The organism is Nocardia vinacea NBRC 16497 (assembly GCF_000308835.1).
In the GTDB taxonomy this organism is placed as follows: Bacteria; Actinomycetota; Actinomycetes; order Mycobacteriales; family Mycobacteriaceae; genus Nocardia; species Nocardia vinacea.
Genome location: NZ_BAGN01000067.1, coordinates 1 through 22,701 on the forward strand (window position 1 = coordinate 1; position 22,701 = coordinate 22,701).

Annotated in this window: 18 protein-coding genes, 1 tRNA gene and 2 pseudogenes; 14 read left to right on the forward strand and 7 right to left on the reverse strand. The window is 66.1% G+C overall.

The window, feature by feature from the left end; all coding sequences use genetic code 11:
* Together ON44_RS07770 and ON44_RS07775 are read right to left on the reverse strand one after the other, a co-directional pair.
* Positions 1-1,034 (reverse strand): NAD(P)/FAD-dependent oxidoreductase (locus ON44_RS07770; protein WP_040687470.1); only part of this gene is annotated, 1,034 nt, incomplete at its 3' end.
* A gap of 483 nt (positions 1,035-1,517) precedes the next feature.
* A complete protein-coding gene (locus ON44_RS07775; protein WP_040687489.1) occupies positions 1,518-2,513 on the reverse strand; it encodes a YeiH family protein in 996 nt (331 codons plus the stop codon).
* A 118-nt stretch (positions 2,514-2,631) separates the two neighbouring features.
* On the opposite strand from ON44_RS07775, the gene ON44_RS07780 reads away from it, so the two are divergent.
* From ON44_RS07780 to ON44_RS53935, 12 genes are all read left to right on the forward strand, one after another.
* A complete protein-coding gene (locus tag ON44_RS07780; RefSeq protein WP_040687472.1) occupies positions 2,632-3,561 on the forward strand; it encodes a LysR family transcriptional regulator in 930 nt (309 codons plus the stop codon).
* Between the two features lie 122 nt (positions 3,562-3,683).
* On the forward strand, positions 3,684-4,526 hold the full coding sequence (locus ON44_RS07785) for a GntR family transcriptional regulator (RefSeq protein WP_063721527.1): 843 nt from the start codon (positions 3,684-3,686) through the stop codon (positions 4,524-4,526).
* Positions 4,527-4,538: 12 nt separating this feature from the next.
* On the forward strand, positions 4,539-6,302 hold the full coding sequence (locus ON44_RS07790; protein WP_245567051.1) for a fumarate reductase/succinate dehydrogenase flavoprotein subunit: 1,764 nt from the start codon (positions 4,539-4,541) through the stop codon (positions 6,300-6,302).
* Complete coding sequence (locus tag ON44_RS52365) at positions 6,299-7,204, forward strand: HEAT repeat domain-containing protein (protein ID WP_245567049.1); 906 nt, start codon at positions 6,299-6,301, stop codon at positions 7,202-7,204. Before ON44_RS07790 ends, ON44_RS52365 begins: the two co-directional genes overlap by 4 nt.
* Positions 7,204-7,431, forward strand: coding sequence for a 4Fe-4S dicluster domain-containing protein (locus tag ON44_RS07795; RefSeq protein WP_040687474.1), 228 nt, complete (start codon positions 7,204-7,206; stop codon positions 7,429-7,431). The genes ON44_RS52365 and ON44_RS07795 overlap by 1 nt, the downstream gene beginning before the upstream one ends.
* 21 nt (positions 7,432-7,452) lie before the next feature.
* Positions 7,453-8,883 carry an ABC transporter substrate-binding protein gene (locus tag ON44_RS07800; protein ID WP_040687476.1) on the forward strand — a complete coding sequence of 477 codons (1,431 nt, stop codon included), beginning with the start codon at positions 7,453-7,455 and terminating at the stop codon, positions 8,881-8,883.
* A gap of 34 nt (positions 8,884-8,917) precedes the next feature.
* Positions 8,918-9,790 carry an ABC transporter permease gene (locus ON44_RS07805; RefSeq protein WP_083897713.1) on the forward strand — a complete coding sequence of 291 codons (873 nt, stop codon included), beginning with the start codon at positions 8,918-8,920 and terminating at the stop codon, positions 9,788-9,790.
* Positions 9,787-10,554, forward strand: coding sequence for an ABC transporter ATP-binding protein (locus ON44_RS07810; RefSeq protein ID WP_040687494.1), 768 nt, complete (start codon positions 9,787-9,789; stop codon positions 10,552-10,554). The genes ON44_RS07805 and ON44_RS07810 overlap by 4 nt, the downstream gene beginning before the upstream one ends.
* Entirely contained in the window at positions 10,551-10,886 is a 336-nt protein-coding gene (fdxA, locus tag ON44_RS07815; RefSeq protein ID WP_040687478.1) for a ferredoxin, read from the forward strand. The genes ON44_RS07810 and fdxA overlap by 4 nt, the downstream gene beginning before the upstream one ends.
* Positions 10,883-12,265 carry an FAD-dependent oxidoreductase gene (locus ON44_RS07820; protein ID WP_040687481.1) on the forward strand — a complete coding sequence of 461 codons (1,383 nt, stop codon included), beginning with the start codon at positions 10,883-10,885 and terminating at the stop codon, positions 12,263-12,265. Before fdxA ends, ON44_RS07820 begins: the two co-directional genes overlap by 4 nt.
* 63 nt (positions 12,266-12,328) lie before the next feature.
* On the forward strand, positions 12,329-13,465 hold the full coding sequence (locus ON44_RS07825) for an Mrp/NBP35 family ATP-binding protein (protein ID WP_040687483.1): 1,137 nt from the start codon (positions 12,329-12,331) through the stop codon (positions 13,463-13,465).
* Positions 13,466-13,782: 317 nt separating this feature from the next.
* Positions 13,783-13,887 (forward strand): RCC1 domain-containing protein, encoded by a 105-nt coding sequence (locus ON44_RS53935; protein ID WP_157187076.1) that lies wholly within the window; start codon positions 13,783-13,785, stop codon positions 13,885-13,887.
* Between the two features lie 525 nt (positions 13,888-14,412).
* Here ON44_RS53935 and ON44_RS54385 read toward each other — a convergent pair.
* The 3 genes and pseudogenes from ON44_RS54385 to ON44_RS07840 form a co-directional block, all read right to left on the reverse strand.
* Positions 14,413-14,547, reverse strand: a pseudogene (locus ON44_RS54385) (YciI family protein); the annotation flags it as partial.
* Positions 14,548-14,763: 216 nt separating this feature from the next.
* Positions 14,764-15,492, reverse strand: coding sequence for an SDR family oxidoreductase (locus ON44_RS07835; RefSeq protein ID WP_040687485.1), 729 nt, complete (start codon positions 15,490-15,492; stop codon positions 14,764-14,766).
* 107 nt (positions 15,493-15,599) lie between these two features.
* Positions 15,600-16,259 (reverse strand): annotated as a pseudogene (locus ON44_RS07840) (nitroreductase); the annotation flags it as partial.
* Between the two features lie 85 nt (positions 16,260-16,344).
* Between ON44_RS07840 and ON44_RS07845 the strand changes: the two are divergent.
* Positions 16,345-17,058, forward strand: coding sequence for an FMN-dependent NADH-azoreductase (locus ON44_RS07845; RefSeq protein ID WP_245567050.1), 714 nt, complete (start codon positions 16,345-16,347; stop codon positions 17,056-17,058).
* Between the two features lie 353 nt (positions 17,059-17,411).
* Here the strand turns inward: ON44_RS07845 and ON44_RS07850 are convergent, their stop codons facing one another.
* Complete coding sequence (locus ON44_RS07850; protein WP_040687486.1) at positions 17,412-17,897, reverse strand: MarR family winged helix-turn-helix transcriptional regulator; 486 nt, start codon at positions 17,895-17,897, stop codon at positions 17,412-17,414.
* Between the two features lie 1,001 nt (positions 17,898-18,898).
* Positions 18,899-18,983: transfer RNA gene (locus tag ON44_RS07855), tRNA-Leu, on the reverse strand.
* A gap of 386 nt (positions 18,984-19,369) precedes the next feature.
* Between ON44_RS07855 and ON44_RS07860 the strand changes: the two genes are divergently transcribed.
* On the forward strand, positions 19,370-22,701 hold a 3,332-nt coding region (locus ON44_RS07860), incomplete at its 3' end, for a fatty acid synthase subunit beta domain-containing protein (RefSeq protein ID WP_040687487.1).

A 22,701-nucleotide genomic window follows, 5' to 3' on the forward strand; every position in this document is an offset into this window, starting at 1 on the left:
TTCGAGCGAGCGTCACCGTTGACCAGCTGGAAGATCCCGTCCTTGCGGCCGAGGCTGATGTGGTTACCGAAATAGGTCAGCCCGGTCGCCTTGATCTTGCGTCCGGTCCGGTCCCCGATGATCGTGGCTGACGCCTGCATGCCGGTGTATCCCGCGGAAGCGCAGGACATCGGCAACGGCTGGCCGTTCTCGCCGATGACGAAGACGCTGTCACCGGCGGCGTAGACGTTCGGGTGCGAGACCGACCGCATCTGCCGGTCGACCGTGATCTGGCCATTGGGTTCCACCTCGAGGCCGCTGGCGGCGGCAATCGGGTGGACGGCGAAGCCCGCGGCCCACACGGTCGCGTCCGAGGCGAAGGCGGTGCCGTCGGAGGCGACCGCCCCCGCCTCCTCGACGCGCTCGATCCTGGTGTGCTCGTGGACCGTGATGCCGAACCGGTCGAAGGCGCGCAGCAGGTGCCGGTGAGCCTTCGGTCCCAGCCAGCCGCCCAGTTCACCGCTGGTGGCGAGGCTGACCCGAAGTCCCGGACGGGCTTCGGCGATCTCGGTGGCGGCCTCGATCGCGGTCAGATTGCCGCCGACCACCAGCACCTGCCCGGCCCCGGCCAGCTCATCCAGGCGTGCGCGCAGGCGCAGCGCGGACGGCCGCGCGGCCACATGGAAGGCGTGCTCGGCGACGCCCGGAACGCCGTGGTCGGCGGCGGTGCTGCCGAGCGCGTAGAGGAGAGTGTCGTATTCGAGCCGGTCGATGCCCTCGCCGTCGGCGACCGTGACAGTCCGCTGCTCGGCGTCGACGCTGATCACCCGCGCCAGTCGCAGCCGGATGCCGGTGCCGGCGAACACCTCTGCCAGCGGCCGGTGGCGGAGATCGTGCCCGGCGGCGAGCTGATGCAGGCGCAGCCGCTCGACGAAATCGGGTTCGGCGTTGACGACGGTGATCTCGAAGTCGTCGGAGTGGAGTTGGCGGGCCAGGTATCCGGCGGAGAAGGCTCCGGCGTATCCGGCCCCGAGGACGACGATGCGGTGGTGCATGGTTCGCTCCTGTCTTGTTCGCGTGCTCCTTGAACGAGACAGCCCCCGAATTCCTGACAGCATTCTCCAGTGACGTGGATCACCCGCCCGAGGCCAGCGGACGAACTCCGTTCCGAACCAAGCCAGGTTGCGCGGGCCGCTCGTTCCGCACCCGCCCGCCTTGGTACTCCATCCCTGCGGCCTACTCCTATCAGGAAGCGTTTCTGCCTGCCCTGCGGCAGCTGGTCGAGGTCGACGATCAGGGCAACGTGGTGGTCGATCGGCTAGCGGGTAAGCGTCCGAGTCCGTATACGTTGAGGCGTACCGGGATCCGTTGGCGGTTGTCGGGTGGTGTGTCGATGTTCGTGGTGTCTCGTTCGAATACCACGACGCGCCGCGCCAGCTGCCGAGACTGGCCGACGTCATCACCCGGTGACCGGGCCGGGCACGCACGAAGAGGCGGTTCCTCGGTGCGGAGGCTGTCCGAAAGGTTGACGGGCCGGATCAACGCCAGCCGGTGGCGGTCAGGAGTGCGAGACTGCTGGCCGCCAGTATTACGGCGAGGGTGCCGCCGAACAGTAGTGGTCGCGCACCGGCGGTGCGGAGCTGTCGCCAGGTGAGGGATGTGCCGATTGCGGCAAGGACGGCGGCGATGAGCCAGGCGCTGAGCTGCCCGAGTGATGTGGTCCAGGAGCGGGGCACGATGCCGAGGCCGGAGATGATCGATGCGGCGAGGAACAGCACCACGAAGAGTGGGAAGCTCTGCCGGAGTGGGGTTTTCGCGCTGCCGGAGCTGCGGCGGGTGAGATGCAGGCCCAAGCACATCGGGATGATCATCAGACTGCGGACGAGTTTGACGATGACCGCGAAATGCGCTGCCGCGGAGCCGAATATCACGCCTGCCGCCAATACCGACGAGGTGTCGTTGATGGCGGTGCCCGCCCAGAGACCGAATGCTTCTTGGGACAATCCGAGCAATCGCCCGAGAGGCGGATACATGAGTACCGCAACGATATTGAAGACGAAGATCGTGCCGAGCGCGTATGCGACCCGCTCTTTGTCCGGCTTGATGACCGCGGTGGCGGCGGCGATCGCGGACGCGCCGCAAATTGTCGTCCCGACTGCGACCAGCGTCGCCGAATCACGGTCCAGCGCAAGCATTCTGCCGACGACGAGTGCGGCGACTGCTCCGACGATCAGTGTGCCGATCAGCACTGTGGCGGTCTGCCGTCCCACGGTGAGCACCGACCCGACGGGCAACCCGAGACCGAGCAGCACGATCGCGATGCCGAGCAATCGTTGACGTATCAAGTCGAGACCGGATGCGAACATCCCGGTCTCCATCACCGATCGACGTCCGAAGGCACCGATCACGGCTCCGCCGAACAAGGAGATGATCGGCGTGCCCACCATCGGTAACACCCGGCCCGACCCCGTGGCGGCACCGGCGACCGCGGCGGCGAGCAGGATCCCGGGAAGATTTCGGCGTAACGAGGTCATATTTCTCACGATCAGGGTCGAGTTGCCCCGCGGGTAGACCACGATCCGAAAGCAGCTCATCAGCGGTGCTGATGGGTCTGGACATGCCGCGACCCGATGATCGGCTCATAATCGGGCAATGACCTTGCCGCCGGGAACGCCCGATCTGGACGTGCTCGATCTGCTGGTCTCCGTTGCGGAACTGGGCAGTCTCGGGGCGGCCGCACGACGCCACGGCATCACCCAACCTGCCGCGAGCATGCGGATCAGCGCGCTGGAACGCCGCGCGCGGGTGCGATTGCTCGACCGCGGTCCGACCGGTTCGGTACTGACCGACGCGGGCCGGGTTGTCGTCGGTCACGCCCTGCCGGTGCTCGCTGCCGCCCGGTCTCTGGTCGCGGGGATGGCCGCGTTGCAGGCCATCGATGTGCCGCGGCTGCGCGTCGCGGCTTCGAAGACGATCGCCGATCATCGGATTCCGCAGTGGCTCAATGCGTTGCGTGCCGCCTGTCCGGATGTGCTGGTGGCGCTCGAGGTGGAGAACACCCGGCAGGTCGTGGCACTTGTCCGCGACGGCGAGGCGGACCTCGGTTTCGTGGAGGGGCCGCATCCGCCGCACGGTCTCGGCAATCGGGTGCTCGGGGTGGATGACTTGGTGGTGGTCGTCGCGCCGAAACATCCGTGGGCGCTGCGGCGCGAACCGGTGACCCTGCGTGAACTCGCCGGCACCGCGCTGCTGTGGCGTGAACAGGGATCGGGGACCAGGGAGACCGTCTGGGAGATACTCAGCACGGCAGGTCAGCCCGCGGCGCCGGCGGCGGAACTCGGCTCCGCGGTGGCGATCACCGCGGCCGCGTGCAGTGGTGTCGCGCCTGCGGTGCTGAGCCGGTTGATCGCCGCACCCGCATTGTCGACGGGTGCGCTCGTGGAGATCCAGCTCGCGCCCCCGGTGATCTTGACCCGCAAGTTCCGCGCCATCTGGCGCCGCCGGACTCCGCCCGCGGGCCCGGCCGAGACTCTGGTCGAATATGCCGTGCGGATGGGATCGGTCACCTCGACCGGCTGGTGATACACCGCGATCGACCGGCATTTGCGCAGGTGACAGGCTTGCGTCGCGGATGCTAACTGGCGTAACCATCCGGTAATCGCGGGGAGCATCGCGCGTAATCATCCGTTTCCAGCATTTGCGGCATGACAGGCAGAACGTACTCGGGACAGGGCATCCCGGATCGGCGCGTTGCCGGCGGTGGTTCGCCGGGCACGCGTTACAGCGCCGGTAGGCGTTCAGCACCGGCGCGCCGCATCAGCGACATTCTGCGGGCGCGCATCCGCAGCGGCGTCTACGGAAATCGTCCGTTACCCGCGGAGGCGCAGTTGGCCGCTGACTTCGCCACCAGCCGCAATATAGTGCGCGACGCATTGGCGTTGCTGCGCGATGAGGGTTTGGTCGACCGGGTTCCCGGCGCGGGCACTTTCGTCGTCTCGGATAAGGCGGTGCAGGGGCTGGACCGGTTGCGCGGCCTGGCCGAGACGTTCGAAACCGGCAGTGATCGCGTCGTCAACCGGGTACTGCTCGCCGAGGTCGTGCCCGCGACCCCGATCGTGGCCGAGCGGTTGGAGCTCGAACCGGCGACACCGGTGGTGGCCCTGGAGCGGATCCGCTACCTCGACGGCGCCCCGCTATCCCTGGACGCCTCATACCTGACCGCCGATGTCGGTGCGCCGCTGCTGGATCTGGATCTGACCGGATGTGACGTATTCGGTTTGCTGGAGGCCGAACTCGGTCTGCCGCTCGGCTCCGCGGCGGTCTCCATCGAAGCCGTCGCGGCCGATCCGACCGTCGCTGAGCTCCTCGAGGTCCGGCCCGGCTCGCCGCTGCTGTTTCTGGAGCGGCTCACCTACACCGACTCGGGTCGGCCCATCGACCTCGAATACGTCCGCTATCGCGGTGACCGCTTCTCGCTGTCGGGCCGACTGCACCGCATCCCGGTCACACCGAATCGCGGTGTGACCGAACCGAACGAAAGGGGTTGATCTCCGATGTCCATGGGTATCCCACCTGTCGCGCAGCGCCGGGAGTTGAGCTGCGACGTCCTCGTTGTCGGCGGCGGCACCGCAGGCACGATGGCCGCACTGACCGCGGCCGAACAGGGCGCGAATGTCCTGCTACTGGAGAAGGCGCATGTGCGGCACTCCGGCGCCCTGGCCATGGGGATGGACGGCGTGAACAACGCGGTGGTCCCCGGCAAGGCCAGCCCCGAGGACTACGTCGCTGACATCACCGTCGCGAACGACGGAATTGTCAACCAGCGCACCGTCTATCAGACCGCCACGCGCGGATTCGAGATGGTGCAGCGGCTGGAGAGCTATGGAGTCAAGTTCGAGAAGGACGAGCACGGTGAATACGCCGTGCGCAAGGTACACCGCTCCGGCAGCTATGTGCTGCCGATGCCGGAGGGGCGCGATGTGAAGAAGGTGCTCTACCGCACCCTGCGCGCCCGCGACGTGCGCGCCAAGGTGACGATCAGCAATCGAGTGATGCCGGTCCGGGTGCTCACGGTCGGCGGGCGCGCGGTCGGCGCGGTCGGATTCGATACGCGCACTGGCGAATTCGTCACGATCTCGGCCGGTTCCGTTATCCTCGCCACCGGTGCCTGCGGCAGGCTCGGCCTGCCCGCGAGCGGCTATTTGTACGGCACTTACGAGAATCCGACCAATGCCGGCGACGGCTACGCGATGGCCTATCACGCCGGTGCGGAACTGTCCGGTATCGAATGCTTCCAGATCAATCCGCTGATCAAGGATTACAACGGCCCGGCCTGCGCGTACGTCGCGAATCCCTTCGGCGGCTATCAGGTCAATGCCGAGGGCAACCGATTCGTGGATTGCGACTACTGGTCCGGGCAGATGATGTCCGAGGTCAAGCGCGAACTCGACAGTGCGCGCGGGCCCATCTATCTGAAGCTCAGCCATCTGCCGGATGCCACGATCCAGCAGATCGAGGGCATCCTGCACACCACCGAGCGCCCCACCCGAGGCACCTTCCACGCCGGGCGCGGCACCGACTATCGAACCAGCGATATCGAGATGCACATTTCCGAGATCGGTTTGTGCAGTGGACATTCCGCTTCCGGGGTCTGGGTGGACGAGCATGCCGCGACCACGGTACCCGGGCTGTACGCGGCGGGGGATATGGCGCTGGTCCCGCACAACTACATGATCGGGGCCTTCGTCTACGGCGATATCGCGGGTCAGAGTGCGAGCGAATACGCCAGGGGCGCGGTGCGTCCGGAGTTGCCCGAGGATCAGATCGAAGCCGCGCACGCGCTCATCTACCGGCCGCTGAGCAATCCGGACGGGCCGCCGCAACAGCAGGTCGAATACAAGCTGCGCCGCTTCGTGAACGACTATCTGCAACCGCCCAAGGCGCAGTCGTATCTGACCCTCGGCCTGGAGTCGTTCGAGCGCATGCACGGCGATATCGCGCAGATGGGCGCGCACACACCGCACGAGTTGATGCGCTGTGCGGAGGTGACGTTCATCCGCGATTGCGCCGAGATGGCCGCGCGTGCCTCGCTGCGGCGCACCGAAAGCCGATGGGGTCTCTACCATCAGCGCGCCGACTGGCCGCAGCGCGATGACGCCGAATGGTTCTGCCATCTCAACTTGTTCCGTGGTGAGTCCGGCGCGATGGAGTTCACCACCCGGCCCGTCGCACCGTACATCGTGCCGGTGCCGGGTTTCGTCCGCCCGGATGGTGTCGCCGATGTCGCCGCTCCGGTACTGGTCGGCGCGTGGGGTGGCAGATGAGTACCCGACTGCTCGAGCTGATGGATATGGCCGAGGAGTGGCCCGAACTCGAAGAGTTGCGACCCTTTCTCACAGACCCGGATCCGGAGGTCAGGCGTACCGCGCTCTCGGTGCTCAGTGAGACCACCGAGGAATGGGAGCAGGCCTCGCCGTTGATCGCGGCCGGGTTGTCCGATTCCGATGTGACCGTGCGTCACGCCGCCATCGGCTTGCTGACCGAACTGCTCGAGGTACTCGTTCCAGGCACGGAATTCGATGCGGCACTGCGCGATTGCGTATTCGCAGCCGAACCCGCGGTGCGGTCGGCGGCGATCGAGGCGCTGTGGCGGCACCGCCGCAGCGACGCGGCGGAACTGTTCGGGTGGTTCGCCGATCCGAATGCCGAGGTGCGCCGGACCGTCGTCGGCGGACTGACCTCGGTGGACGCATTGCGTGAACTCGATGCGGCCGCCGCAGACCCGTCCCAGCTGGTCCGCATCGCAGTCGCCAAAGGTGTAGCGGCAGTGGGAGATCCACGAGGCGCCACCACCCTGATCGGGTTGGCCCGCGATACCGACCCATTGGTCCGCGCCGCCGCGCTGACCGGATTGGCGCAAACCGGCTGCGGTGACGAGGCGGCGGCCATCGCCGCCGCGGGCATCGGCGATCCGGCCTGGCAGGTCCGCCAGGGCGCGGCGATCGCACTCGCCGTTGCCGATCCGGAAATCGCCGCACCGCACCTGATCTCGGTGGTTACCGACGACAACCTCGATGTCCGCAAGGCGGCAGTGCGCGCACTCGCTGAGCGGATCGCCCAACGGCCCGAGGTCGCCACTGCGCTCCGCTCGGCCATGGAAGACCCGGACGCCGATGTCCGCGCCTTCGCCCGCATCGGCATTGCCAACTCTGGAAAGGAAATCTGATGGCCCAGGTCAACACACGAATCGACGTGCCCGTCACCGTCGATGAAGTCAAATGTATCGACGGCTGCACGCTGTGCGTCGATATGTGCCCGCTGGATTCACTCGCGATCCACCCCGACACCGGCAAGGCGTACATGCACGTCGACGAATGCTGGTACTGCGGCCCGTGCGCGGCGCGCTGCCCGGTCGGGGCCGTGACCGTCAACATCCCCTATTTGCTGCGCTGACCGCGGGCGGAGGACATCACGATGAGGACACCACGCGGGAAGATCCGGCGTTCGGTCGCACTGTTGCTCGGCGCCGCGACCGCCGCGACGGTCGTCGCGGGCTGCGGCTCGGCGAATGACGGCAAAACCATCACGGTCAATATCGGTTACCAGTCCAAGACGATCAATACCGTCACCGCGGGCACGCTGCTGCGGGATCGAGGCACCTTCGAAGCGAAGCTGGCCGAACTCGGGAAGCCGAAAGGGGTGACCTACAAGGTGGAATGGAAGGACTTCGCCGCCGGACCGCCGCTGACCGCGCAGATGCTCGCCGGCCAAGTGGATATCGGCTCGATGGGTGATGCACCCATCCTCGTCAACGGATCGAAGACCCGCGGCCACGACGACGTCAGGTCCGAACTGATCGCGGTGACCGGCTACAACCTGCGTGGTTCGCTGAATCAGATTGTGGTGCCAGTGAATTCACCCGCCGCCACCCTGGCCGATCTGCGCGGCAAGGTTGTCTCGACCAGCGTCGGTTCGGCCGCGCACGGCATGCTCGCCACCGGTCTGTCCGGTGCGGGCCTGACCTTGGACGATGTGAAACTGCTCGGCCAGGACCCCGCGGTCGGAGCGTCGGCATTGCAGGGCGACCAGGTATCGGCCTTGGCGCAATTCGTGCCCTGGCCGCAGAAGCTCGTCTTCGACGGCAAGGCGCGACTGCTCTATGACGGAGGCAGCGCGAAAATCCCGACGTTCCACGCGGTGGTCGCGAACAAACGCTTCGACACGAACAATCCGGATATCGTCAATGCCTTCCTGGCGGCCCAGCGCGAAACCTCCGACTACCTCAACCGCAATCCGCTGGCCGCCGCGCAGCGCGTCGCCGAGATCACCGGGATACCGGCGGAGGTGGTCTATCTCTACAACGGTCCCAACGGGCTGGTGAGTTTCGACCCCACCATCAAGTCACAAGAGGTCGACGCGCTCGCCACGCTGCTGCCGTTCCTGAAGGGACTCGGCGCCCTCGCCGATCTGGATCTCGGCGAGTTCGTCAACGACACCTATGTGCGGGCGCTGTACGGGGCGGACTATGACGCCCAGCGCGCTTCGACGACCGCACCGAGCCCGCTGGTCGGCACCGACACCGTCTGCGGCGGTGCCGTCGACAACCCGGCGACCGCCTCGGAGGTGTGGTTCAAGGGCGAGCAGACCACCGCGGTCGCCAAGACCCCGGCCTGCCTGCTCCGCCTGATCACCCAGCGTGGCAGCGAAACCCGCGCCGCCTACGTGCCCGACACCGCATCGGGCGTCCGCATCTTCGCGGCCACCGCGACCTGGGTGCGCGATCCGGCGGCAGGGCCCGATGAACAGCTGCGGCCATTCGCGATCGAGGCCGATGCCAAATCCTATGCCAACGCTCACCCCGGTAGCGCTGTCATCGACTACCAGGCGGCGTTGCTCGCTCGATAGCAGCGAGCACAAACACGAGACCAGGAGGCTCGACATGACGGTATCCGCGGAACCGATATCCCTAATCCCGACAACACCTTCCGACATCACCATGGCATCGCGGTCCCGCCGCTGGTACGGCCACGGTCGACTCCCGGAGCGGCTGCGCACGGCAGCGCTGACCATGGCGCCGCTGGCCGCGCTGATACTGCTGTGGTATCTCCTCACTGCGAATCACGTGGTGTTCTGGCTACGCTTCGATAAAATCCCCACCCCGGCAGAGGTTTACGACTCCTTCCGGATCCAGCTCGGCACCCGCTCCTACTACAGCAACATCCTTTCCAGCATGCGCCGGATCCTGATCGGATTCGGACTCGCGACCATGGCCGGCGTGCTGATCGGCATGGCGATCGGTCGTTCGCGGTTGGTCAGTGCGTTGATCCGGCCGGTGTTGGAGGTATTCCGGCCGATTCCGGCGATCGCGCTGGTGCCGTTGGCGATTCTGCTGTTCCCCACGGGGGAGCAGGGGATCGTGTTCATCACCTTCTTCGCAGCGTTCTTCCCGGTGGCGGTCAGCACGATCCACGCCATGCACGCGCTGCCGAGAGTATGGGAAGAAGCCGCTCATACCCTCGGCGCGGGTCGTTGGGAGATCCTGTTCCGAATCGCCCTCCCCGGTGCGCTACCCGGCATCTTCTCCGGTTTGTCGGTGGCGATGGGCGTCGCCTGGATCTGTGTGATCAGCGCCGAAATGATTTCCGGACAGTTCGGTATCGGATACTTCACCTGGCAGTCCTACGGTCTGCTCGACTATCCGGGGGTGGTGGTCGGCATGCTGTCGATCGGACTGCTCGGCTGGGCCACGGCATGGCTGGTCGAAATGACCGGACACCGGGTCAACCGTTGGCTGCCCAGGGCGGCGCGATGAACGCGGGTGCGGCGGTGCGCATGCGCGGACTGCGCATCGCCTACGACGAAATACTCACCGCCGAAGTGGATCTCGACATAGACGGCGGCGAGATCGTGGTGCTGCTCGGGCCGTCGGGATGCGGCAAATCCACCATCCTGCGGGCCATGGCCGGATTATTGGAGCCCGTCGGCGGCACCGCGGAGGTAGACGGCGGCAGTGGCGAACAATGCGCGATGGTTTTCCAGGAGGACGCACTATTGCCATGGCGTACGGCTCGGAGGAACGTCGAATTCGCCTTGAAGCTGCGCGGTGTGAAGCGCGGCCGACGACGCCCCGAAGCACTCGAATTACTGGACCAGGTGGGGCTCGATGGCTTCGGCGACCACCTGCCCGGCGCGTTGTCCGGCGGTATGCGTCAGCGGGTTCAATTGGCCCGCACCCTGGCCACCCAGCCACGGGTACTGCTCATGGACGAACCCTTCGGAGCATTGGACGCGCAGACCCGAGCCGATATGCAGCGGCTGCTGATTTCGGTGTGGCAGCGGCACCGCACCACTGTCCTGTTCGTCACCCACGACGTGGACGAGGCATTGCTGCTCGCCGACCGGATCGTGCTGCTGACCCCGCGCCCCGCGCGAATCCAACGAATCGTCACGATCGACAACCCGCGCGCACCCGGTGCACGATTCGAACCCGAATTCGCCCGCAGGCGCTACGAAATCCTGGCGGCACTCGGCGAAGACGCCGAACCGGCCGCCGCGAATACCATGGAGGCATCATGACTTTCGTCATCGGCGCGGCCTGCGTCGACGTGATGGATCGGGCGTGCGTGGAGGAATGCCCGGTCGACTGCATCTACACCGGCGGCCGCATGGCTTATATCCATCCGACCGAATGTGTGGATTGCGGTGCCTGCGAACCGGTTTGCCCGGTCGAGGCGATCTACCTCGATGCCGATATACCCGTCGAGCAGCAGCCGTTCGTCGCCGAGAACGCCCGGTTCTTCGATGAGCCGCTGCCGGGCCGCGCCACCGCGCTGGGATCGCCGGGGAGCGCGGCGAAACTCGGCGCGGTGGGCATCGACACGACATTCGTGCAGGCATATCAGCCATGAGCGGTTCGAAACGACCACTGCGCGTGGCGATTGTGGGCGCGGGACCGGCTGGTATCTATGCCGCCGACGCGTTGATGAAGTCGGTGTCGGATAGGGACGTCTCGATCGACCTGTTCGAACGCATGCCCGCACCGTTCGGGCTGATCCGCTACGGCGTCGCACCGGACCACCCCCGGATCAAGGGCATCATCACCGCTCTGCACAGGGTGCTCGACAAGCCGCAGGTTCGACTGTTCGGCAATGTCGACTACGGCATCGACGTCACTCTCGATGACCTCCGGATCTTGTACGACGCCGTGATCTTCGCGACCGGGGCCGATACCGACCGCGCGCCAAATCTTCCCGGTATCGATCTGGACGGCTCCTACGGTGCGGCGGAGTTCGTGTCGTGGTACGACGGGCATCCGGATGTGCCGCGGGACTGGCCGCTGGAGGCCGAGAAGGTCGCCGTCCTCGGCGTCGGCAATGTGGCGCTGGACGTGGCCCGAATACTCGCCAAGACGGCCGACGAACTGCTGCCGACCGAAATCCCGCCGAACGTCTACCAAGGGTTGAAGGCCAACAAGGCCGTCGAGGTGCATGTGTTCGGTCGCCGTGGACCGGCCCAGGCCAAGTTCACACCCCTGGAACTGCGTGAACTCGACCATTCGCCGACCATCGAGGTCATCGTCGATCCCGAGGACATCGACTACGACGCGGGTTCCGAGATTGCGCGGCGGCAGTCGAAACAGGTGGACATGGTGGCGAATACGCTGGAGCACTGGGCAATCCGCGATATCGGTGACCGGCCACACAGGCTATTCCTGCACTTCTTCGAATCGCCCGCCGAGATCCTCGGGGCGCACGGCAAGGTCGTCGGCCTGCGCACCGAGCGCACCCGGCTCGACGGCACCGGAAATGTCGAGAGCACAGGCGTATTCAAGGACTGGCACGTCCAGGCCGTTTACCGTGCCGTCGGCTACCTCTCGCAGAGCATCCCCGAGTTGCCGTTCGACGACCGGGCGGGCGTGGTACCGAACGAGGGCGGGCGCGTGCTGATCAAGCATGAGACCGCCGAAACCGCGCGTCATCTGCCCGGAGTGTATGTCACAGGTTGGATCAAGCGCGGCCCGATCGGTCTGATCGGCCACACCAAAGGTGATGCCAACGAGACGGTGGCATGCCTGCTCGACGATCGCGAGAACCTCTTGGGAGCAACCGATCCCGATCCCTCATCGGTCGTCGAGTTCCTCCGGTCCAAGTCGATCAGCTTCACGACATGGCAGGGCTGGTACCGGCTCGACGCGCATGAGCGTGCCCTCGGCGAGCTCGAGGGACGTGAGCGGGTCAAGGTTGTGGAGCGCGCCGACATGCTCCACGTCGGTCTCGGACGCCGCTGAACCGCTCCAGCGCCGAATTGTCCCGCTGCCGAATTGTTCTCCTTATGAAAGCCAGGTCGAGCTATGCCGTCGACATCGATCCAGCCGCTGACCACCGAGCGAATCCTGCAGGCGTTGAGCCTGGTCGAGGATCCCGAAATCCACCGTCCCATCACCGAACTCGACATGGTCGGCAATCTCACCATCGACACCGACAACCGGGTGACCGTCGAGATCCGGCTCACCGTCGCGGCCTGCCCACTACGTGACCGGATATCGCGTGAGGTCCGAGATGCCGTGCTCGACATTCCGGGCGTCGCCGCGATCACCGTCGAATTCGGTGTCATGACCGACGAGCAGCGAACCACGTTGCGCAAGAAGGTGCGTGGCGACGAACCGACGATTCCCTTTGCTCAGCCCGGTTCGCTCACCCGCGTCTATTGCGTCATATCGGGCAAGGGTGGCGTCGGAAAATCCAGTGTCACCGTCAATCTCGCTGCCGCCATGGCCGACCGCGGCCTCCGCGTCGGCATCCTCGACGCGGATATCCACGGCCACTCCATCCCCGCCATGCTCGGCCTGGCGGCTCGTCCCACCCAGGTAGATCGAATGCTGATGCCCCCCACCGCGAATGGGGTGAAGGTGATATCGATCGGTATGTTCGTCGAAGGCAACGAGCCCGTCGTCTGGCGCGGCCCGATGCTGCACCGCGCACTGCAGCAGTTCCTGGCCGACGTCTACTGGGGTGATCTCGACATCCTGCTGGTCGACCTGCCACCCGGGACCGGCGATATCGCGATCTCGCTCGCCCAACTGCTGCCCACCGCGGAACTGGTGGTCGTCACGACACCTCAGCAGACGGCAGCCCGGATCGCCGAACGAGCGGGCGCAGTAGCGGCGCAGACCAGACAACGGGTCGTCGGCGTCGTGGAGAATATGTCCTGGTTCGACGCGCCCGATGGCGCACGCCTGCCGCTCTTCGGCACGGGCGGTGGGGCGATGGTCGCCGAACGGCTCACCGAGATCCTCGGCGCAAGCTGTCCACTGCTCGGGCAGATCCCCTTCGATCCGGCAGTGTGCACCACCGGCGACCTCGGCACCCCGATCGTGCGAGCCGATCCGAATGCGAACGCCGCGAATGCTTTTCGTGCAATTGCGATGTCGTTAGCCCGCAGACCCCGTGATATCGTCGGCTTACGGCTGGCCGTGGCGCCCGGCTGACGGGACGCTGGCCGTTCTCGCTGTTGGGCTGTCCGAAGCAACCAGTTAGCGGAGCCGTGTCTACTGCATGCCGATCTCGACCGGCCCCCCATGCTCAATCGCCGAGCTTTGATCTGTGACCGGTCATCTCGGTTGTGTCTCCGTGACGATCGGCAACTCCGCCACGCTAGGCTCGGTGTCGCGGATGCGTTGGCGCTACTGGACTTTCAACGTGGCAGTACCATCGCGCCCGCCACGGTGGCCGAGTGGCTGCACACTTACGTGGACCGTCTCACCGCAGTCGAGCCGACATCAAACGCAAGATTGACGTTTACACGGTGAGCGCCCCCGTCGAAGTTACAGACCTCACCGGTGCGACCGCACTCAGCGCTGGTGGACGACACACGTGCGCTCTGATGACCGACGGCCGGGCCAAATGCTGAGGCAATGGCAATTGGCGGCAACTGGGCAACAACTCCCTGGGCCTGAGCAACCGTTCAGTCGACGTTATCGGTCTCGACAACGGCGATCCGATCGACGCTGGCGGACTGCACGCCTGCACGCTCACCACCAGCGGGCGATCACCGTTGTGCGATACCTCGGTATACAGCGTGCGAATGATGCGCACGTAGATGCGGATTTTCCGTGAATAGCTAATCTTCGGCAACGTTCACTGAAACGATTGGAACGCTTGGGCAACGATGGTTCGCTTCACAGAGGAGGCCGCCATGGCTGACGATCAGAGCTACCCGCCTTACGTCCCTGGGACGAACTACAAGGGGGGTGAGTTGGTGACACATAACGGACTCATCTATGAGGTCAAGCCCTTCCCGGTATCCGGATTTGCGGGCGTGAGTCCCGTGCACTACGAACCCGGCAGAGGCGTTCGGTGGAGAGATGCGTGGATCCAGCGCTAGACCGCTGTCGGATCGGGCTCGCGCGTGAGCGCCCGGCCAAACCCCATGCTCGGCGAGGAACGGCCGCACCTCGAGCCACTCCTGGACCGGCTTCCCGCCTGCACCGGTCGCCGCGGACAACTCGGCGGCGAGCTCGAGTGTGCTCACGTAGGTCTCGACGTCGATCACCATCCAGCCTTGCAGTATCAGTGTGCGGCGGGTGTGCCTGGCCGCGAGCTGGGGCACTTCCTCGGTGAAAGTCGTTTTGCCGCAATCGAAGTCGTCAAAGAACAGTCTGCGGATCCGCAACCCGATCACGACCTCGCGGTCGGTGATCGAGGTGTCCGACAACCTGTCGCCGGTAATGACTGTGAACCCGGCTGGACTGCCGGGCTGGGACGGGATATGTAGGAGGCTGTGATGTCAGGACAGCCAGTCGGCGTAGCGAGTGGCGGCGAGGTGGGCGTCCTTGTCGGTGAGGACGTCACCCTTGATGACGGCGAACATGCCGGCGGTGGGGTCGGTGACGACGGTGCGGTTGTCGTCCTTGTGGGACAGGGTGATCCGGCCTAGCTCGTCCAGGGTGAAGATCTCGGGGCCGGCAATGTTGCGAATGCCGTTCAGCGGGGCGCCCGCGGCGACCTCCGCTACTGCGGCTGCCACGTCCTTGGCGGCGATTGGCTGGATCGGCGTGGCGGGCAGCCGGACGGTGTCGCCGTCGGCGGTCCAGGACAGGACGGCGTCCATGAACTCCATGAACTGTGTCGCCCGGACGATCGAGTAGGGGATCGGCCCGGCTGCGAGGAGGTTCTCCTGGAGTGCCTTGGCGCGGTAGTAGTCCAGCTCCGGCACCAGGTCCGTGCCGACGATCGAGAGGATGACGATGTGGCCGACGTCGGCTTTCAGTGCCGCGGCCAGGAGGTTGTCCATCGAGGTCTGGAAGAAGGCCAGGGAGGCTTCGTCGAAGGTCGGGGAGTTCGTCAGGTTGACTACGACATCGGCTCCCGCCACCGCCTCAGTCAGTCCTTGGCCGCTGATAACGTCGACGCCGCTGGACTTCGAGTGCGGTACCGTCTCATGTCCAGCGGCGGTCAGGTTCTTGACTACCTGCGACCCGATCAGTCCGGTGCCGCCGATGACTGCGATCTTCATGGCATACCTTTCATATAGGTCATGTGCGGAGATGGCACATGAATGGTTACACGTGCGGGGCAAGAAACGGTGCCTTGACCAGCCCAGGAGTAGTCGCGTCGCGCGCCGTCGACGAATGTGACTGTCTCGTCGAGGGGTGCCCGGCCGGTACGAGCGTCACCTGCGGTGACATCCTCGAACCCGATCGACATGCCGCAGAACAGGACAAGCTCGGCCGGTGGTGAAAGAACCTCCGCGACGGTCCTGTGGAACTTCGCCCACGCCATCTGCGGGCAGCTGTGCAGCCCTTCGGCGCGCAGCAGCAGCATGACGGTCTGCAGATACATGCCGACGTCGGACCATTGAGGCCGGCCCATGTCGCGGTCGACGTAGCAGAATAGGGCGGCGGGCGCGCCGAAACAGTCCCAGTTCGCGGCAGCGGCCCTCTGACGCGCCTCCAGGTCTTCTCGCGGAATGCCGAGTGCGCCGTAACGCTGTTCACCGAAGGCGGACCGGCGCTCACAGTAGGGGGACTTCAGTGCGGGCGGGTACATCTCGTACTCCGGCTCGTCCCAGGGGTCGCCTGAGGCCAGGCGCTCGCCGGCACGCTTCTTGATCTGCGCCAATGACGAGCCGGTCACCACGTATGCGTGCCACGGCTGAATGTTCGATCCGGACGGCGCCCAGGTCGCGGCAGACAGAACGCGCTCCAGCATCTCCCTAGGGACAGGGCGGTCGGTGAACTCGCGCACCGCTCGTCGGCTCGTCACCGCCTCATAGACGTCCATGATCGCCCACCTCCATCCACTCAACAGGTCTGCCTTTGCTGCACCTACGATAGTATCACTTGATATCGTATTATTCGATACTATATTGGAAATCGAATTCCTCATCCCTCGGTTCATCGCCGCAGGCACTGCACATTGGAGAAGATTCATGGCCACGCTGCTGCACATCGACTCATCCGTGTTCCCCGAGGAGGCGTCCTCGTCCCGTTCGGTCACGGCCGCCTTCCGCAAGACATGGGAGGAGCAGCACCCGGAGGGTGCGGTGATCTACCGCGACCTCGCCGCCGACCCTGTCCCGCACATCACTGCCGACGCCTGGTCCGCCGGATACGCCACCCCCAGTCAGCGCACCCCCGAGCAGTCCGCCGCGTTCGCCGCGCGCGTGAACCTCATGGAGGAGCTGGAGCGGGCGGACGCCGTCCTGATCGGCGCCCCCATGTACAACTTCTCGATCCCCTCGACCCTCAAGGCATGGCTGGACAACGTGCTCATGCTCGGCCGCACCGCAGGCGAGGCCCGTTCCGTCCAGGGCACCCCGGTTGTCGTCGTCGCCAGCCGCGGCGGCTCCTACGCGCCGGGCACCCCGCGCGAGGGCTACGAGTTCGTACAGAACTACCTGGAGGCCGTCCTCGTGGGCACCCTCGGCCTTGACCTCGACTTCATCGTCCTGGAACTCACCCATGCCCCCCGCAACCCGGCCATGTCCGAACTGGTCCCCCTCTACGAGGCATCCCGCCAGCGTGCCCTCGAGGAGGCGACCGCCAAAGCCAAGGAACTCGCGGAGCGTCTCACCGCGTAACCCTGCCCACCCGAAGACGCCGTATGACCCCCTCACCCAGGACGTCACACGACCTCCTCGGCGCCTGCACCCTCTCCGACCGTGCCCAGCGGCGCCCTGGAGCTTGGGGCTGGTGTCCGGGCAGTGGGCGCGGCTCGCATCGAAATGACGGTGATGCCGGGCGACGGTGAAAGCCCACCCGTCAGCTATGTGGCGCGGCAGCCGCGCCAAACCGCTCGCTCTCCTCGGCAGCACGCAGCTTGACCGGCCGTCAGTCACCGGACCGGGGCGCAGTGACAAATGGCCGCGGTTCTCGACGCCGGGTTCGCCGTGGAGCCGGATCAGAGCGCCGACGCGGTCGACAACGGGTGCGCCTACGCCTCGTCGTCTGCGGGATGGGCAAGCCGGGTCAGGAGATCCGTCAACTGCTCGGGCTCGCCGCTGCTCAGTCCGGCAACCAGACGCTCAGCCAGTGGCTCCGCCGCAACATGGGCTGCATCGAAGAGCTCCAGTCCCCGAGGTGTGATCTCCACTGCCCGGGCCCGTCGGTCCCCCGGAACGGTCTTGCGTACGGCAAGACCCTTGCGCTCCAGGTCGTCCACGATGCGCATGATCCCGGCCTTGTCCGACCCCGTCGCCGCCGCCAGATCCCGCTGCACCGTGGGCCCGTGATTGACCAGCTCGATCAGCACCGCGAAATGCCGCAACTCGATGCCGAGCGGCCCAAGCGCCTCTCCCATCATCGAGGCTGCATGCCAGTGCGCCCGGCGTAACAGCAGGCCGAGAGCGAAAGGCGAAGGGTCCCCGGGACGGTCGGTCGCACGCGAGGCGGCGCTGTGGCGAGGAGCATCGGCGGCCATGACGCCAGACTACTTCATTCGATACGGTATCGCTTGAAACTAAATGCGGGCTCACCGCGGAGGGGGTCGACTACTGGCAGCAGTTGTTCGCCCGCCTTCCGTATCGGCCGCGGGGAGTTGCTACGGCTGAATGGTCCGCAGGTCCCGCCGCCGGAGGTGGACTTGGCCGGGGTGGACTCGGTGCCAGCGTTCGTCGAGGCGCTACGACACCTGGCGAAGGCCTCGGGCCGCTCGGCCGAGCAGATCGTCGATCGCGCCCGCTGGCAAAAGCGCACGCGGATCTACAGCCGGTCGGCGGTGTTCGCCGCGCGGCCACCGGGGGCGTGCTACCCGAGCGCGCCATCGTGGTCGGCTTCCCGCGGGGCTGCAGTGCGGATCTCATCGCGCCATGGCTCAGACTGTACGACTGCCTGTTGTAATGCGTTGCTCTGTGCTGCAACAGCAACGAGAGGACGGGGCGTGGTTTAGGTCATTACGGCGATGACCGGTACGGCGGTGAGGCGAAGGCGTTATCGCACAACAAGATCAGATTTGTTGTCGATATCTGCTGTGACACTGCTCGGGCATGGCGGTGCGCGGCGGGGTCAGGACGTGAGTGGCCGTACGTGCCGACACGGCCCGGGTCGGCTCAGCGGCATCGGTGTGAGGGCTGGCGGGACGGCACCGACACATCATCGTCGTCGGCTCGATCAGGAGTGGCCCTCGACGTTGTCCAGCAAACATTCCGTGTGGCTGAACTGTGCTATGACCCGCGCGTCAGCGGGGTGTGAGGGATCGCTCGTGGACGCGTCCGTCTCAGTTGTGCCGTTGCCGCGGGTTAGAGGGGGAGCGACCTTCTGCTCGCGCACGCAGATGCGTCACCAAATGGCGGAAACTGTGTGCTGCGAGCGGCTTCGCTGTCGCATCTGGGCCACGTCTGACGGCTCGAGCGAGGGGGAACGTGCGTGAGGAGGTGGTCGAACACGTATTTGCGTCAGATTTGACGCAAATCCGTGTTCAAGTGGTGCGCGAGAGGGGACTTGAACCCCTACGTCCGTGGACACCAGAACCTAAATCTGGCGCGTCTGCCAATTTCGCCACTCGCGCTTGATGGTACGACCGTCCAAACTCTACCGGGCTTGACCGACATCGCGAAGCGCAGCCCCGGCATGTCGTACTCGCCGGTAACCCCACCTGGTATTATAACGATTCAGTAACGGTCAACATGAGGAGTGCTCATGTTTCGTACGCGTTAGTAACCGGGTGGACCAGCGGCTTTGAACATGAGGGAGGGTCATGTTTCTGAGCATTCTGGTACGAGGGTACGGGAATACCCGGCGGTAAGCGGGAATTCTAAGAGCAAACGTGAGGATTTCCTCATGATTTTCTGGAATCCTTGCGGTCATCAGGGCTCATTGGTGAGGAACACCTGCGCACCGGAGGGAGCGGCGTGTCTCGACGGCATGTCGCCAGGAGAAGGAAGTCGAAGCGTCTTGACGATCAATGAGAGCACTGCGGCCGGAACCGGACAGAGCCCGAAAGTGGTTGGGGCGCCACAGCAGGGGGGTTCGAGGGCCCCGCTGCTGGATCGACTGCTGGGCGGAACGCCCTACGCACTTGCCTTCGGTGGGCAGGGTGCGCGTTGGCTCGGTGAGTTGGAGGAGATCGGGCGCGACGCCGCACTGGAGCCCGAACTGACCGCATTGGTCAATGAAGCGGCGACGCTGCTGGAACCCGTTGCGACGCAACTACTTGTGGTGCGACCGGTCGGTTTCGACCCGATCGGCTGGATGCTCGAGAACGAGCTCGCCGACGGTGACGAGGCAGAGGTTTCCGCTGCGCCTTCGGAGCAGGTGCTCCGCTCGGCGGTGGTGTCGATGCCGGGCGTATTCCTGACGCAGGTGGCCGCCGTGCGCGCGCTGCGGCTGCAGGGCCTGGATGCCAACGAGCACGCGCCGGTCGCGGTCGTCGGCCACTCGCAGGGTCGCCTCGCCGCGACCTCGGTGCAGGCCGGTGGACAGCGTGACGCCGAACTGCTCGCCATCGCCCAAATGATCGGCGCCGCAGCGGGTTTGGTTGCCCGACGGCGCGGTCTCATGCCGGTGGGCGAGCGTTCGTCGATGGTCGCGGTATCGAATGTCGATCCCGAGCATCTGCGCACGGTGGTGGCCGAGGTGTCCGCCGGCGTGGACCCTGCCGCGGCCGCGGTGGTTTCGATTCGCAACGGTCGGCGGCGCGTGGTGCTTTCCGGTACGCCGACCCAGTTGGAGCGGGTGCGTCAGCGTTGCGCCCAGATCCATGACGAGCAGACTCGCGAGCGCGATGCGAAGTCGCGCGGTGGCGCGGTGTTCGCGCCGGTCTTCGAGGATCTGGCCGTCGATGTCGCCTTCCATCACCCCGCGCTCGCCGACACTGTCGACATCGTGAGCGGCTGGGCATCCCAGTGTGGTCTGGACGCGGAGCTTGCGGGTTCGCTGGCCAAGGAGATCCTCGTCGACCCGATCGACTGGGTCGAGGAGGTCGACGGCGTCGTCGCCGCGGGCGCGCAGTGGATTCTCGATCTGGGCCCCGGCGATCTGCTCAGTCGGCTCACCAGCGGCTCGCTCAAGGGCACCGGTGTCGGCATCCTCGCGGCCGCGACCCGCGCGGGTCAGCGCAGCCTGCTGACCCCCGGCGCCTCGCCGGAGGTGGCTCAGCCGTGGTCGGCCTTCGCGCCGCGCCCGGTGCGCCTGCCGAGCGGACGCATCGTGGTCGAGACCTCGTTCACCAAGCTGACGGGTCGCTCGCCGATCCTGCTCGCGGGCATGACCCCGACCACCGTCGACGCGAAAATTGTTGCGGCAGCGGCGAATGCGGGCCACTGGGCGGAGCTGGCCGGTGGCGGTCAGGTCACCGAGCAGATCTTTGCCGACCGGGTTGCCGAGCTGAAGACGCTGCTGCATCCGGGCCGCGCGGTGCAGTTCAACTCGCTTTTCCTCGACCCGTATCTGTGGAAGCTGCAGCTCGGCGGTAAGCGCCTGGTGCAGAAGGCCCGTACGGCGGGTGCGCCGTTCGACGGTGTAGTCGTCACCGCGGGCATTCCGGAGCTGGAAGAGGCCGTCGCGCTGATCGCGGAGCTGACCGAGGTCGGTATCACGCATGTGGCGTTCAAGCCGGGCACCGTCGCCCAGATCCGCGCGGTGCTGCGCATCGCCGACGAGGTACCGAACTACCCGGTGATCATGCACATCGAGGGCGGCCGGGCCGGTGGACACCACTCCTGGGAGGACCTGGACGACCTGCTGCTGGAGACCTACGCCGAGCTGCGCAACCGCGACAATGTGGTGGTCTGCGTCGGCGGTGGCATCGGTACCCCGGAGCGTGCGACCGAGTACCTGACCGGTGAATGGGCTGTGCCGCACGGCTATCCGGTGATGCCGCTCGATGGCGTCCTGGTCGGCACCGCCGCCATGGCGACGCTCGAGGCCACCACCGCACCCGAGGTCAAGCAGTTGCTCGTCGACACCCCCGGTACCCCGGACTGGGTCGGCGCGGGCACCGCGACCGGCGGAATGGCTTCCGGCCGTAGCCAATTGGGCGCCGATATCCACGAGATCGACAATGCGGCCTCGCGCACCGGCCGCCTGCTCGACGAGGTCGCCGGTGACGCCGACGCGGTCGCCGAGCGCCGCGACGAGATCATCGCCGCGCTGAATGCCACCGCCAAGCCGTACTTCGGCGATGTCACGACCATGACCTACCTCGAGTGGCTGGAACGCTACGTCGAGCTCGCCGTCGGCCTGGACCGCCGCAAGGACTTCGACTGCGGCAGTGACCTCGGCGACGCCATCCTGGACGCCACTCGTTCGGTCTGGCTCGACATCACGTGGCGTGACCGGTTCGCGGAGATGATGCGCCGCACCGAATCCCGGCTGCATCCGGCCGACCGCGGCGAGATCCCGACACTGTTCGAATCCGACGCGGTCTTCGAGAACCCGGTCGAGGCGCTGTGCACGCTGAAGCAGCAGTACCCGGCCGCCGAGCAGACCCTGCTGCACCCGGCGGATGTGCCGTTCTTCGTCAGCCTGTGCAAGACCCCGGGTAAGCCGGTGAACTTCGTGCCCGTGGTGGATGGCGACGTGCGCCGCTGGTGGCGTTCGGATTCGCTGTGGCAGGCCCATGATCCGCGTTACTCGGCCGATCAGGTCTGTGTCATTCCTGGCACGGTCTCGGTCGCCGGTATCACCCGCGTCGACGAGCCGGTCGGCGAATTGCTCGATCGCTTCGAGCAGGACACGGCGTACGCCCTGGTCCGCGCAGGTGTGTCCCCGGTCGCGGTCGACGCGCGCCGCTCCGCCGGTGTCATCGAGGGACCGGTCGACGCGGTGCTGTCCGCGCCGGATGTCGAATGGTCCGGCCGCACCACGGTCAACCCGATCCACCGCCTCGGCGACCTCGCCAAATGGACCGTCGACGACAAGGGTGCCGTCCATCCGCCGACCGGTGCGACGATCACCGAAACCACCGGCCCGGACGCCGAACATGCCTACGTCGAGCTCACGGTGCCGCTGTTCGGCGGTGATGCTGTGCGCATCCGCCTGCGCATCACCGTCCCGACATCTCTCTACAACGGCGGCGCGCCGGTCATCACCGAAACCGATGCCGACACCGCCATGTCCGCACTGCTCGCGGTCGCCGCGGGCCAGGCGCTGCCGGAGGTGAAGGGCAAGGTCGCACATCTCAATGTCGCCTGGACCCCGGACCTCATCGCCGATCACGCGGGCGTCACCGGTTCGGGCCTGCCCGGCGCACTGAGCACGCTCGGACGCAGCGCGCCCGATGTGCT

What these genes read in the sequence shown, in the direction of transcription:
- fdxA (WP_040687478.1), top strand. Translation starts at nt 10,551, where the DNA reads ATGACTTTCGTCATCGGCGCGGCCTGCGTCGACGTGATGGATCGGGCG.
- ON44_RS07835 (WP_040687485.1), bottom strand. Translation starts at nt 15,492, where the DNA reads ATGAAGATCGCAGTCATCGGCGGCACCGGACTGATCGGGTCGCAGGTA.
- ON44_RS07810 (WP_040687494.1), top strand. Translation starts at nt 9,787, where the DNA reads ATGAACGCGGGTGCGGCGGTGCGCATGCGCGGACTGCGCATCGCCTAC.
- ON44_RS07785 (WP_063721527.1), top strand. Translation starts at nt 3,684, where the DNA reads ATGACAGGCAGAACGTACTCGGGACAGGGCATCCCGGATCGGCGCGTT.
- ON44_RS07825 (WP_040687483.1), top strand. Translation starts at nt 12,329, where the DNA reads ATGCCGTCGACATCGATCCAGCCGCTGACCACCGAGCGAATCCTGCAG.
- ON44_RS07805 (WP_083897713.1), top strand. Translation starts at nt 8,918, where the DNA reads ATGACGGTATCCGCGGAACCGATATCCCTAATCCCGACAACACCTTCC.
- ON44_RS07795 (WP_040687474.1), top strand. Translation starts at nt 7,204, where the DNA reads ATGGCCCAGGTCAACACACGAATCGACGTGCCCGTCACCGTCGATGAA.
- ON44_RS07820 (WP_040687481.1), top strand. Translation starts at nt 10,883, where the DNA reads ATGAGCGGTTCGAAACGACCACTGCGCGTGGCGATTGTGGGCGCGGGA.
- ON44_RS52365 (WP_245567049.1), top strand. Translation starts at nt 6,299, where the DNA reads ATGAGTACCCGACTGCTCGAGCTGATGGATATGGCCGAGGAGTGGCCC.
- ON44_RS07790 (WP_245567051.1), top strand. Translation starts at nt 4,539, where the DNA reads ATGGGTATCCCACCTGTCGCGCAGCGCCGGGAGTTGAGCTGCGACGTC.
- ON44_RS07800 (WP_040687476.1), top strand. Translation starts at nt 7,453, where the DNA reads ATGAGGACACCACGCGGGAAGATCCGGCGTTCGGTCGCACTGTTGCTC.
- ON44_RS07850 (WP_040687486.1), bottom strand. Translation starts at nt 17,897, where the DNA reads ATGGCCGCCGATGCTCCTCGCCACAGCGCCGCCTCGCGTGCGACCGAC.
- ON44_RS07775 (WP_040687489.1), bottom strand. Translation starts at nt 2,513, where the DNA reads ATGACCTCGTTACGCCGAAATCTTCCCGGGATCCTGCTCGCCGCCGCG.
- ON44_RS07780 (WP_040687472.1), top strand. Translation starts at nt 2,632, where the DNA reads ATGACCTTGCCGCCGGGAACGCCCGATCTGGACGTGCTCGATCTGCTG.